The 12,825-nt window shown below is 58.4% G+C and carries 11 protein-coding genes and 4 tRNA genes; all 15 read left to right on the top strand.

The annotated features are described in order from the left end of the window. Positions 1-153 precede the first annotated feature (153 nt). Positions 154-981: a DUF2971 domain-containing protein gene (locus AAAX72_RS03585; RefSeq protein WP_349129067.1), complete on the top strand. Its 828-nt coding sequence runs from the start codon at positions 154-156 to the stop codon at positions 979-981. Between the two features lie 325 nt (positions 982-1,306). Next, positions 1,307-2,410: a hypothetical protein gene (locus AAAX72_RS03580; RefSeq protein ID WP_349129066.1), complete on the top strand. Its 1,104-nt coding sequence runs from the start codon at positions 1,307-1,309 to the stop codon at positions 2,408-2,410. Positions 2,411-2,679: 269 nt separating this feature from the next. Next, positions 2,680-3,189 carry a type II toxin-antitoxin system antitoxin SocA domain-containing protein gene (locus tag AAAX72_RS03575; protein WP_195361985.1) on the top strand — a complete coding sequence of 170 codons (510 nt, stop codon included), beginning with the start codon at positions 2,680-2,682 and terminating at the stop codon, positions 3,187-3,189. Then, complete coding sequence (locus AAAX72_RS03570) at positions 3,189-3,686, top strand: Fic family protein (RefSeq protein WP_195361984.1); 498 nt, start codon at positions 3,189-3,191, stop codon at positions 3,684-3,686. The genes AAAX72_RS03575 and AAAX72_RS03570 overlap by 1 nt, the downstream gene beginning before the upstream one ends. A gap of 522 nt (positions 3,687-4,208) precedes the next feature. Further along, a tRNA-Val gene (locus AAAX72_RS03565) sits at positions 4,209-4,283 on the top strand. A gap of 379 nt (positions 4,284-4,662) precedes the next feature. After that, positions 4,663-5,820: a hypothetical protein gene (locus AAAX72_RS03560; protein ID WP_349129065.1), complete on the top strand. Its 1,158-nt coding sequence runs from the start codon at positions 4,663-4,665 to the stop codon at positions 5,818-5,820. A 419-nt stretch (positions 5,821-6,239) separates the two neighbouring features. Beyond that, positions 6,240-6,312, top strand: a tRNA-Ala gene (locus AAAX72_RS03555). A 198-nt stretch (positions 6,313-6,510) separates the two neighbouring features. After that, positions 6,511-6,586: transfer RNA gene (locus tag AAAX72_RS03550), tRNA-Ile, on the top strand. Positions 6,587-7,077: 491 nt separating this feature from the next. Next, positions 7,078-7,150: transfer RNA gene (locus tag AAAX72_RS03545), tRNA-Ala, on the top strand. A gap of 75 nt (positions 7,151-7,225) precedes the next feature. Beyond that, a complete protein-coding gene (locus AAAX72_RS03540; RefSeq protein ID WP_349129063.1) occupies positions 7,226-9,259 on the top strand; it encodes an ABC-F family ATP-binding cassette domain-containing protein in 2,034 nt (677 codons plus the stop codon). Next, positions 9,246-9,542, top strand: coding sequence for a hypothetical protein (locus AAAX72_RS03535; protein ID WP_349129062.1), 297 nt, complete (start codon positions 9,246-9,248; stop codon positions 9,540-9,542). The genes AAAX72_RS03540 and AAAX72_RS03535 overlap by 14 nt, the downstream gene beginning before the upstream one ends. 9 nt (positions 9,543-9,551) lie before the next feature. Continuing rightward, positions 9,552-10,235 (top strand): site-2 protease family protein, encoded by a 684-nt coding sequence (locus AAAX72_RS03530; RefSeq protein WP_349129061.1) that lies wholly within the window; start codon positions 9,552-9,554, stop codon positions 10,233-10,235. 84 nt (positions 10,236-10,319) lie between these two features. Further along, the gene (locus AAAX72_RS03525; protein WP_349129060.1) at positions 10,320-11,132 is read left to right on the top strand and encodes a segregation/condensation protein A; all 813 of its coding nucleotides are present in this window, start codon (positions 10,320-10,322) and stop codon (positions 11,130-11,132) included. Positions 11,133-11,143: 11 nt separating this feature from the next. Beyond that, positions 11,144-11,863, top strand: a complete 720-nt coding sequence (gene scpB / locus AAAX72_RS03520) for an SMC-Scp complex subunit ScpB (protein ID WP_227790822.1) — start codon at positions 11,144-11,146, stop codon at positions 11,861-11,863. Beyond that, positions 11,850-12,824, top strand: coding sequence for a pseudouridine synthase (locus AAAX72_RS03515; protein ID WP_349129058.1), 975 nt, complete (start codon positions 11,850-11,852; stop codon positions 12,822-12,824). The genes scpB and AAAX72_RS03515 overlap by 14 nt, the downstream gene beginning before the upstream one ends. The last annotated feature ends 1 nt before the right edge of the window (position 12,825 follow it).

The raw sequence follows: 12,825 nt of genomic DNA, 5'->3' as shown, positions 1-12,825 counted from the left end.
CCAGCGACGGTCATCTCTGGCCATCTCCGCGTTTGCGCTCGCAAGGCAAGGATTAAGGTGTGCCGCCTAAATGGGCATTGGCGCGTCGACGATCGCGTCTATAAGTTTTGATGAACAGTGATATGGACTCATTGTTATAGCTAGGAGCCAAACATGGAAGCACCCGCCGTTCTCTATCATTATGCAAGCCTAGATACGCTGGCCTTGATTCTGCATAATCGAACTATCAGGTTCAGCCGGTTAGATAAGGTTGATGACCCACAAGAACAGCGTTCAGCAGACTCTCAAAATCTTGGAAAAATGAAGCTCGTAAGTTGTTGGACCTCTTCTGATGAGGAGAGCATTCCCATGTGGCGCGAGTATGCTGGAGCTGAATGTGGCGTAAGAATCCAGATGAAAAGCTATCCGTTTAAGCTGTACTCAGTTTCCACTGAGAGTCTAAGCAAACTATCTCCTGACGCACTTTTGAATGCTCTTGGTGGCTCATTTGAGGGTCTCCACCTACCGCTAGAGGACTTTTGGAATCGAAATTATCACTTCTTTGAGACGGCTCGTGATATCGAGATGCTTCACGAGGTCGAATACACAAATGATGAGACTCTTTTGTTTCCAAAGGTGATTAGCGCTTTTGAAAACGGCGGATTCGAGGCTAATTTGAATGCGCTTGGGGTTCACAAAACCATGGCATGGTCCTATCAAAAAGAATGGCGCTATATCTTGACAGCCGTTCCTATAGGTATCGATTCCATAATAAACGGTCGACTAGATCAGCTTCAGAGAGCGAATGATGTCATGCTCGATCAATGTGATCCAGGAATCCCGCCCTATTACGATCTTGTTATCTCCGATGAAGCTTTTTCGTCAATGAAGATTGTTTCTTCTCCAAAGATGACACCTGGAAACCGCGTGATTCTAGATGCGTTGATAGAGAAATACGCACCTGGTATTGAAGTTGTAGAGAGCTCGATTGAGCTTTCTTAAGATGACAACACGTATGGCCTAAAGAATGCACGCCGTGGTTCTCTATGGACATGCCATCTCGTTAATCATTGGGAGCTCTTTGCCATCCACACGTGTCATCCAATGCTTTTTAACCAGTCTGAATTAGCACGAGGATCTATGTACGGGCGATCGAGCCAGCCGACTTTTCCTTTCACCGACTGGCAAAACGATTTACACCTAATTATCGTCACTGTTCAGGGGTATTTCCTTTGTTTGTGCCTTGATCTCGCTAAACTAATAATAGCTGCTACCAGGGCATTTTCTGGTGCACATTCTATTGGCTCCTGCGAAGATCGGAGCGGGTATGTTTGCTGCAAAGTCCTACACCAGCCGTCATTACATTGCGATTGTTGCCATGGCCTGCATATGCGTTTTGCTGGGCGGGCCTTCTTATGCCGCGGGCGCGGAGAGCCTCATCATCGCGGGCGCGACGTACTACGAGCCGGGCGTGTCGGGCCCCGGCTGGGCCTGGACCGATGCCGACCACCTGGAGCTTAACGGCTACGCGGGCGAGGCCATCGGCGCCGAGGGCGACCTGGTGCTGACGCTTGCCGGGCAGAACTCCGTGACGGAGTCGCATGCGCCCGATGCGGACATCACGCTGTGCGGCATGGAGGTGTGGGGCAACCTGACGCTTCGCGGTACCGGGACCCTGACGGCGACGGGCTCGCAGCGCGGGATCCACGTCTCGCAGGCGCTCGTGGTAGACGAATGCACCGTCGACGCCCGGGCGGACGGGGCCGATATTACGGACGAGGCGGTTGCCGGCGTGATCGCAGGCGACATGGCCGTGTGCGGCGGCGGACGCGTCATTGCCGCGGGCGTCGGGTCCGGAGCGGGCGTGTGCGCCTACGGCGTGTATCTGCAGGATGCGGGCCTTGGCGCTGGTGCGGCCGGCTGCCGGCTTTCCGTCGACGCCTCGTGGCTTGATGTGACCGGTGCCAACGGCGGCGTTGCGTGCTTGGGCGGGTCGCTTGTGTCCGCTCGGTTTGTGACGCCTGCCGGTGGGGCTTTTGGGTCTGGTAGCGTGGTGGATGCCTTCGGTGCAGTGGCACCGCATGTGGTGATTGAGCCCGATGTGGCCACGCCTCCGGCGGGGGAGACCGACAGGGGCGAGGTACCGGGCGATAGCGCGGACAAGTCCCCCGCCGATGCTACCCCCGCTGCCGGAGAGCCCACCACGGGGCCCACGGCAAATCCCGCGCTGAAACCCGCGTCCGCGACAACCAAGACAACAACGACAGTAACCAAGACCACGGGCGCCAAAGTCTCCAAGCCCAAGACTGCCACCGCGACCACTGCGGCACTCCCCAAGACCGGCGACAACTGCTGGATTACAGCATCAATGACGCTTTTCCTTCTTGGCATAACGCTCCTAGGCGTCGCGAATCACTGCTATAACGTCTAATAAGGATTTTGCTGACAACGATTTGAATCTGAGCTTCGGCTGACTCTTAAAGCCAGCGCAAACGGTTAGCATCTGCTAAACCATTTTTGCTCTCGGTCTTTTGAGAAAGTACGCACGACGAATTCATGTCCGCGCGTTATGAAACAATTTGTCGTGTAGATTAGAAGAGAAATCATCGAGGCCCGACTCGACATATCCTTAAATTGGGTACATAATCAGCCCATTTAAGGTCTATAGGATAAGTTTTGCCAACTGAGGGGAGAGCGAAAATGGAAGCGCTGAACGTTGCGAATTACATCATTGATAACTGGAGCGACAAGTTCGAGATTACGAATCTCAAGCTGAATAAGCTCGTCTATTATTCGCAAGTCGAATCGTTGCGCAAATACAATCGTCCGCTTTTCGATGACATCGTTGAGGCTTGGCAGTACGGTCCAGTTGAACCTGTGGTCTATCATACGTTCTCCTCGTATGGCCGAAACTGCATCACCAAATCGAGTGACTTAGCGATACTAGACGGGACTTCTAAAAAACTCATTGATTCCGTGATGGATAAGCTTGGGATGCTCACTGCGTTTGATTTGGTCACCTTGTCGCATAAGCCAGATGGAGCATGGGCGAGCGTATATTCGCCGAACAGGGATAACCCCATCACTCCAGAGGCAATTCTTGCGTCTAATGATGGTTTAGACATTAACGACGTCGTAACAATCGATCAGGCCGTGCAATCAACAATTGCAGCCATGCCCAATGCGCTGAGGCTACTGGAGAACTCCTAATGTCTCTCATAATGGGGCAATCGGCCCCTATCGATCCCCTTGTATTTGATGATGAGGAAGCGATAGGGGCTCTTGCCTCTTCTGTAATGTATGCGCACGAACGCTTGCTTGCATCCGGAAAATGCTACACAACCTGTATGACGGGCGATAGAGCCGCCCTAATTCATGGTCGAATTGAATCTGTTCTATCAAACGCATTTTGCACTATCTTTGGGCAGTCCCCGATTGATAGGTTTTCGGACATCTTCGACCAGGCAAGCTATATTGCGGAACACATGGCAAAGGACCACATCTTTGAGGATGGAAACAAGAGGACTAGCCTAGTTATTGCCTTTGTCATTATTAGCTTGAGAAACGTATTGGTGGACTTTTCCGATAACCCAACTCCTGAAGATAACCCCTACTATGAATGGATTCAGGACCTGGTCTCCGGGAAACGCACGCGCGAAGAGCTCGCAAGCGAGTTGCGAAGGAACAGCAAGCCTATGAGGCCTTAGAATTATCTTGCGCTTGAGTTTTGGTTCCGTATATCGCTGCCGATACGCCAACTTTTTCGGAAGTGCGGGAAAACAGAATCCGTCGACCACAACCCGCCATTTACCAACAAAACCGCAGTTCGCAAAAGTACAAAACTGGGGTCCGATTGGTAGATCTTCATTTTTCCCCGCACTTGCGAAATTGCCTTCCAATAGGGACTAATCAACGTGCGTCGATTGTCTCCCATCAGTCAGTTGGCGAAATATGCCTGAGATTACGCATATCGATGCGACATTTGTCGTCTTTCGCGTGCCGCGTCGCTACGAGAACCCACGGGCGCTGACCTTGCCTACAACAACGCGCGACTTATCTGCCGTCCCGAGACCTCGTGGATTAAACGATAAAGGGTGGTTAAGCTGCGGTTTTGTTGGTTGACTGGGTTGAAACAGTGCGGTTTGCTCTCACGAATTTAAAATCGGGGGCAAAAAATTCTTGGAAAACCTCGCGCAGCTATGTTAGTATCTCTTTTGCCGAAAGGCGACGGGCGATTGGCTCAGGGGTAGAGCATATCCTTCACACGGATGGGGTCACAAGTTCGAATCTTGTATCGCCCACCATCTAAAGCACAGGTCAGAGGTGTTAAGCCTCTGACCTTTTTCTTTTTGACACCAAGCTTGACACCAAAATCGAATCGAAAAATTTAAACGCGTTTCTAGCTGATCTCTCCTGTGCTGACGTCATCGCGCGTTTTGCATAAAGCTCATGCGCTCTTTCATTGAATTTGCCATGGGATTCACGCACAAATGTGGAGATAGGGACCACGGCCCCAGAACGCCTGCCAGCAGATTTGTGCCACACGGCAATCTTTAGACGAAATGCGTCAATCTATTTGTCGGCATTTGGTCAGCTTCCGGTACTTACCGGCATGATGCCGCCATTGATAATCGGTCTACCTGCAAACATAACGGCACGCAGCCAAAGCTAGGGGAGGCCCATATGGACGAGATCGTCTGCGCAAACACCGCATTCCGCTACTGGCGCTGTCCACCGCAGGTCCGTGACCTCTACCCAAGACTGCCAAGCCCTGAAGACGGCTGGCGAGCCCTATCTCAATCGCCCTTTGTAGTCGACGTCCTCAAAACTCCGATTATTACCACAACATTGGCCGGTGGCGTTAACTACCATTCGGGATTACGGACAACAATCCACTGTGATGATGCTTCGGGGGTGGATAGCACGCTGGAAACCGCGATGAGCTTTAGGGTTACCAATCCACTTGCGACGCTATTTACCATGGCGCGCTTTGTGTCTCCAACCGATCTTGTCCTTGCCATGTACGAATTTTGCGGATGGTTCTCAGTCTTTGAGCCCACCGCTGCAGCAGAGGCGGAACTAGACAAAGCCAATGACGCTGCCGAGAATGCAACCACCGAATCCCTCTTTGACCTCGATGAAAGCCAAGACGAACCACAATGGAAACGCGTTTATGCGCGCAAAAAAGCCAAAGAACAGGTAAATACAAAGGGGCCCAACGGACAAAAGAAACCGAAGGAGGTCACAAGGCCAAAGGGCACTTCGCTCTGGATGAGGAAGCCGCTCATCGAATTACACGAGCTTCATGAGTACGCCAGAAGGATGAAAAGCCGCAAGTGGGGTGCGAAGTTTTACAACGCTGCACAGATGGTGACGGGTGTAGCAGCTTCTCCGCTTGAAGTTGCAGGAATTTTATTGCTATCGCTTCCTCGCTCGCGCGGCGGTGCCAGCTTTCGAAACGTTTATGTTAACGACCTTACGCCGCTTACCGCATCGGCGCAGAGCATTGCAGGGCAAAAAGTCTGCTACGGGGATATCGTGATCGCAAATCCAACCATAATGAAAGCAGGCATCGTGGAGATTCAGGGAGAGGTTATCCACGGATCAGGCGCCGTGCTCGACCACGATGCCAAACGCATGACGGCGCTGCAAAGTATGGGGTATGACGTCTTTCTGGTTACGCACGACATGCTTAACGATGCCGAGCAGCTTGATGCGATCGTGCGAAGTCTTTGCTCGCGCTTGGAATTGCGCTATAGGTGTAAAACTAAGGCGCAAAAGACGACGGAAATGGAGTTACGAGCCAACGTACTGTGCAACTGGCTGGAAATCGGTCGTTAGACGGGTGCCTTGCCCACTTCCGGGCGCCCTCGGCCGGCTGCCTGCGATGCCGCCGCCACGAAACCGGCCCATCTACTACGTTTAAGCCCGACCCCTCGACCATACCCCGTATTTCGCGAAAACCGCAGGCCGTCTACCTGCGATTTTATTTTTGCCCGAGGCGCCATGGTCGGGGGATGCCGGCCAAACGTAGTAGATGGGCCGGTTTCGTGGCGGGAGGCCCCGGGGGCGGGCGGAGCGGAGCCTGATGGGAGGGCGGCGGCAGCGCCGCCCTCCCGCGGGGCGCGCCCGCATCGACCCGCGGGCGCTGGTCTCCGCCGTCGCGGCCCCGCGGGACTCCGGCGCCCGCGCCTCCGGAAAGTTTTTCCAAAATTGTCCTTGCATCGCCGGGGGAGTTCCCGTATAGTACTTCTTCGCACGGGGGCGTAGCTCAGCTGGGAGAGCGCTTGACTGGCAGTCAAGAGGTCAGGGGTTCGATCCCCCTCGTCTCCACCCGAGCATTGAATGAGGCTCCAACGCAAGTTGGGGCCTTTTTTCATATAGGAACACAAGGTCAAAGGCGGCACCATGATCCTCCTGGTCGACAAGATCGTGCGTTGAACGGGTGCCGCGCGCATGGTAGTATTTCACATCGTGGTTCAAAGCGTTGGAGGCTGTTCTGCCACCCCAACTGCAAGTGTCACTTTATAAGGGCTCTTGGCGCAACGGTTAGCGCAGGGGACTCATAATCCCTGGGTTCTGGGTTCGAATCCCGGAGGGCCCACCAGGTTTTTCAACAGGTCAGACAATATGTCTGGCCTGTTTTCTTTTTCATGGCAGTAGTTTTCACTTGCGAATAGCCTGCTTGCTCACTTCCGGGCGCCCTCGGTCGGCTGCCTGCGATGGCGCCGCCACGAAACCGGCCCATCTACTACGTTTAAGCCCGACCCCTCGACCATACCCCGTATTTCACAAAAACCGCAGGCCGTCTACCTGCGGTTTCATTTTTGCCCGAGACGCCATGGTCGGGGGATGCCGGCCAAACGTAGTAGATGGGCCGGTTTCGTGGCGGGAGGCCCCGGGGGCGGGCGGAGTGGAGCCTGATGGGAGGGCGGCGGCAGCGCCGCCCTCCCGCGGGGCGCGCCCCGCGGGCTTAGTCGGGCATCGCGGGCCCATCGCTCTCGAGTCCGTCCGGCATCCGCGCCGCCGCCCCAGGAAAGTTTTTCCAAAATTCTCCTTGCATCGGCGGGGGAGTTCCCGTATAGTACTTCTTCGCACGGGGGCGTAGCTCAGCTGGGAGAGCGCTTGACTGGCAGTCAAGAGGTCAGGGGTTCGATCCCCCTCGTCTCCACCCGAGCATTGAATGAGGCTCCAACGCAAGTTGGGGCCTTTTTTCATATAGGAACACAAGGTCAAAGGCGGCACCATGATCCTCCTGGTCGACAAGATCGAAAAAAGCTTCGGCGCGCGCGTCCTCTTTAGCGGCGCGTCCTTCCAGATCAACCCCGGCGAGCGCTTCGCGCTCGTGGGCCCCAACGGCGCCGGCAAAACCACCATGCTCAAAATCATCATGGGCATCGACAGTCCCGATGCCGGCCAGGTCCAGTACGCCAAGGACTGCCAGGTAGGCTACCTAGAGCAAGAAACCAACCTGGAGCAAAAGAACACCACCATCCTCGCTGAGGTCATGGCCGCTGCCAAGGAAATCCGCCGCATGGGCGAGCGCGCCAACGAGCTGCAGGCTCAGATCACCGAGCTCTCCGAACAGGGAAAGGACGTCGACGCACTCCTCAACGAGTACGGCCAGGTCCAGGACCGCTTTGAGCATCTGGGCGGCTACGAGCTCGAGAGCAACGCCCGCAAGATCCTGTCCGGTCTGGGCTTTAAGGTCACCGACTTTGAGCGCCCGTGCTCCGAGTTCTCGGGCGGCTGGCAGATGCGCATCGCGCTGGCCAAGCTCTTCCTGCGCCACCCCGACCTGCTGCTTCTGGACGAGCCCACCAACCACCTGGACCTCGAAAGCGTCCAGTGGCTGCGTGGCTTTATCGCTAACTACGACGGCGCCGTCCTCATCGTCAGCCACGACCGCGCTTTCATGGACGCCTGCGTCGACCACGTCGCCGCGCTCGAGAACCGTCGCGTAACCACCTACACCGGCAACTACAGCAGCTACCTCAAGCAACGCGAGGACAACCTGGAGCAGATGCGCGCCAAGCGCGCCGCCCAGGAGCGCGACATCGCCCACATGCAGGTCTTCGTCGACAAGTTCCGCTACAAGCCCACCAAGGCTGCCCAGGCGCAGGAGCGCATCCGCAAGATTGAGCAGATCAAAAAGGAACTCGTCATCCTGCCCGAAGGTCACAAGCACATCGACTTTAAGTTCCCCGACCCGCCGCGCTCCGGCGACATGGTCGTGGGCCTCGAGGGTGTATCCAAGTCCTACGGCGACAAGCACATATACAGTGACATCGACCTCAAGCTCTACCGCGGCGAGCACGTGGCGCTCGTCGGCCCCAACGGCGCCGGCAAGTCCACGCTCATGAAGATCCTCGCCGGCCTGGAGCCGCCCACCACCGGTACACGCGACCTGGGCACCAACGTGGGCGTGGCCTACTACGCCCAGCACGCACTCGAGGGCATGACCGAGTCCAATACCGTCCTGCAAGAAATCGACACCGTCACGCCCAAGTGGACCGTGCCGCAGCAGCGCAGCCTGCTGGGCGCCTTCCTGTTTAGCGACAACGATTCCATCGAGAAGCAGGTCCGCGTCCTCTCCGGAGGCGAAAAGGCGCGACTGGCCCTGGCCAAAATGCTCGTGGCCCCCGAGGCGCTCCTGTGCCTGGACGAGCCCACCAACCACCTTGACATCGACTCGGTGGACATGCTCGAGAACGCCCTGCAAAACTTCCCCGGTACCATCGTGCTGATCAGCCACGACGAGCACCTGGTACGCGCTGTGGCCAACCGCATCATTGACATCCGCGATGGCAAGGTCACGGTCTACGACGGCGACTACGACTACTACCTCTACAAGCGCGAGGACCTCGCAGCCCGCGCCGCCGCCGAGGCGGCAGGGGAGAGTGCGCCGGCCACCGCCAAGTCCTCCAAGGTCACCGCGACCCAGCCCGATGCGCCCGCCGCCGCTTCCAAGCCTGCCGAGGGCAAAAAGACCAAGGAGCAGAAGCGCGCCGAGGCCCAGGCCCGCGCTGCGCTCAACAAAAAGCTTAAGGGCGTGCGCAATCAGCTCAAGAAGATCGAGGCAGAGCTTGACAAAAAGCGCGCCCGCTATGACGAGCTTATGGAATTGATGGCCAGCGAAGAGCTTTATGCCGATCAGGATAAGTTCAACGCCGCGCTGGGGGAATATAACGGCCTTAAGCAAGAGCTACCCAAGCTCGAGGACGAATGGCTGGAGCTTTCCACCCAGATCGAAGAGGAGACCGCGCGTGAACTCTCGTAAGGCCACTGCCGTGGCGATGAGCATCATCGCCATCGCGTGCCGTATCTGCGCCATCTTTATGAGCGCGATGACCGTACTGCTGTGCTTTAGCGGCCTGACCGCCAAGCTGCAGATCGTGGGCTTTGTCGTTGAGCTTTCGCGCGCGCTGCCGAGCGCCATCGCCGGCTACGGCGTCATCACCTCGCCCTTTGGCGGCGTCTTCCGCCTGGATTACGCTATCGTGGCCGTGATTCTGTTTGCGGCCGACCACCTGCTCACGCGCGCCTCGCGCCGCGTCCGCTAGGGGATCGACATGTCCAGCAGCTACTTCATGAACCTGCTCGCCAGCGCCGTTGCCGTCATCGTGGGTATCGTCATCCACGAGAGCGCGCACGCCGCCGCGGCCTGGGCGCTCGGCGACAAGACGGCCCGTTCGCGCGGCCGCGTCTCGCTCAACCCACTCAACCACATCGACCCGTTTGGCACCATTCTCCTGCCGCTGCTTTTGCTCGCGGCCGGCGGCCCGGTATTTGCCTTCGCCAAGCCCGTGCCCGTCTACCTCAATAACCTCAAGCACCCCAAGCGCGACGAGGTCCTGGTGAGCGCGGCCGGCCCCGCGTCGAATATTGCACTCGCGTGTCTCGCTGCAGCACTCATGCACGCGACATACGGCAACCTCTACACCAGCATGTCCTTTGCCGTGGCATCGCAGATCATGAACTTCGGCGCCACGTTTATCGTGGTCAACCTGTCACTCGCGTTCTTCAACCTCATCCCGATCCCGCCGCTCGACGGCTCGTCGATCGTCGTCCCGTTTCTCAAAGGCAAGGCGCTCGCCAACTACTACCGTCTGCAGCAATACGCCATGCCCATCCTCATCCTGGTGCTGTACCTATTGCCCATGTGGACCGGCATCGATGCGATCGGCCGCTATTTCGACGTTACCGTGTATCCGCTGGCCGAGCAGCTGCTCAACTTCGCAATCGCCGGCATCTAAGGTAAACTTACAGGTCGACCGTGCAAAGCGGTCGTAACATGCACCCAAACCGCGCCGCGAAGGCGCCGTCAAAGGAGGTCGAATATGTCGTATCGCGTGTCGACGCAGGTCTACAGCGGACCGTTCGACCTGCTGCTGCAGCTGGTAACCCGCCAAAAAGTTGATATCGGCGCCATCTCCATCAGCGAGGTAGCCGAGCAATACCTTGCCGAGGCCGAGCGCATCGAAGCACTGGACCTGGACGTGGCGAGCGATTTTTTGCTGGTCGCGGCAACCCTTTTGGACATCAAGGCTGCTTCTCTGGTGCCCCAGGAGGCCCCGCGCAAAGTCGATGACGACGATGACGAGTTCGACGAAGACCTTGAGGAGCTCAGCACGCTTGACGGCGACGCCCTGCGCGAGGTCCTGATCCAGCGCCTGATTGCCTACAAGCAGTTTAAAGGCGCGGCTGCAGCCCTCGGTGCCCGCATGCAGGCCGAAAGCCGCATGCACCCGCGTGTGGCCGGCCCCGACCCCGAGTTCCTAGGCCTTATGCCCGACTACCTTGCCGGCATCACGCTGCGCGGTCTCGCCGTCATCTGCGCCGACCTGGACGGGAAGCGACAGACCTTCTTGCTGGAGGCCGAGCACGTGGCACCCCATCGCGTTCCGCTCGACCTGACGGTGGCCTCAGTCGACCGCTTTACCATGGCGCACCAAACCTGCACCTTCCGCGAGCTACTGGACGGCGATGCCACCACCGAGCAGCTCGTCGTCACCTTCCTAGCTATGCTTGAGCTCGCCAAGCGCGGCTCGCTCACGCTGAGCCAGGACGAGATCTTTGGAACCATCCGTATCAACCGCTTCGAAGGCGCCGAGGCCTATGTGCCCGGCGAGGGCCCCGAGCTCACCGAATAGGAGCCGCAACCATGTCAACCCTTTCCACGCTGGAGGCAAACAGCCTCAAAGGCGCCCTCGAGGCGCTGCTGCTGGTGTCAAGCGACCCAGTGAGTGCGCCCGCGCTGGCCGGCGCACTGGATATCGCCCCCGGCGAGTGCGCGTCGCTGCTCGCCGAGCTCAAGGTTGAGTACGAGGAGGCCAACCGCGGCTTTCAGCTGCGCGAGGTCGCCGGCGGCTGGCGCCTGTTCACGCACCCCGCCTACCACGACGTGGTCGAGGCCTATGTGTTGAGCTGGGACACGCAAAAGCTGTCCCAGGCGGCGCTCGAAACCCTGGCCGTCATCGCATACCACCAGCCCGTAACGCGCGAGGTGGTCAAGGGCATCCGCGGCGTCAACTCAGACGGCGTCATCGCGTCGCTCGTGGACAAGGGTCTGGTGCGCGAGCTCGGCCGTGACCCCCAGCGCGGTCAGGCCATCATTTACGGCACGACCAACGCCTTCTTGGAAAAGTTCGGTCTGCGCTCCACCCGCGACCTGCCCGATCTGGAGCAGTTTGCCCCCGACGAGCAGTCGCGCCAGTTTATCCGCGAGCGCCTGAGCGGCCGCAGCATTCAGTCTACGCTCGAGGAACAGGCCGAAGATCTGGACGAAGAGCGCGAACTGATCGATACCGATGTTGAGGACACCGATGAAGAGGAGCTTCTGCTCACAGGTGCTACCTCGGAGGATATACATGACGAGGACTAACGAAGCAGGGGAGACGCGCGTCGCAAGCGCCACGGACACCGCAGCGCCCGTAGGCGACGCGGTGTCCGTCTACCCGCACACCATGCGCCTGCAGCGCTTTTTGGCACGCGCGGGCGTGGCGAGCCGTCGCGGCTCAGAGGACCTGATGACCGCTGGCCGCGTGACCGTCAACGGCCAGGTCGCGACCGAGCTGGGCACCAAGGTCGATGTCGACCACGATCACATTGAGGTCGACGGCATGCCCGTCAAGCTCGACCAGGGCGCCGTATACCTGATGCTCTACAAGCCGACCGGCTACCTCACCACCATGAGCGACCCGCAGGAGCGCCCTTGTGTGGCCGACCTGGTCCCGCGCGACCGCTTTCCGGGGCTCTTTCCGGTGGGCCGCCTGGACCGCGACACCACGGGACTGTTGCTCTTCACGACCGACGGCGACCTTTCGCAGGACCTGCTGCATCCCAGCAAGCATGTCTATAAGACCTACCAGGCACTCGTGGATGGCCAACTGACCGATCGAGACTTGGAACCACTCCGCCGCGGCATCGAGCTCGACGACGGCCCGTGCCAGCCGGCAATCTGTCGCATCATCAACGCGCGCGAGGCTGAAGCCGTGGCCCCGCAGGGTGTGAAGCCCGGTACCACCGCCGTGGAGGTCATCATCCGCGAAGGCCGCAAGAACCAGGTCAAGCGCATGCTGAGCAAGATCCACCACCCGGTGATCCGCCTGCACCGCTGCAACTTTGCCGGCCTGGAGCTCAAGGACGTGGCCAAGGGCTCGTGGCGCGAGCTCACCGACCGCGAGGTGCAGATCCTCAAGGCCGGCGGCATCCCGCCCAAGCAGGCGAGCTCCAAGCGCAACGGCGGCAAGCCCCAAGACACGCCTGCCAGCCGCACGCGTCACCACGGCAGCCATGGCTCAGCACCCAAGCGCAACACCTACCGCGAGCGCTACACGGGCTAGG

The sequence above is a fragment of the Collinsella sp. CLA-ER-H8 genome (assembly GCF_040092335.1).
GTDB lineage: Bacteria > Actinomycetota > Coriobacteriia > Coriobacteriales > Coriobacteriaceae > Collinsella.
This window is presented reverse-complemented; position numbering and strand designations above follow the sequence as displayed.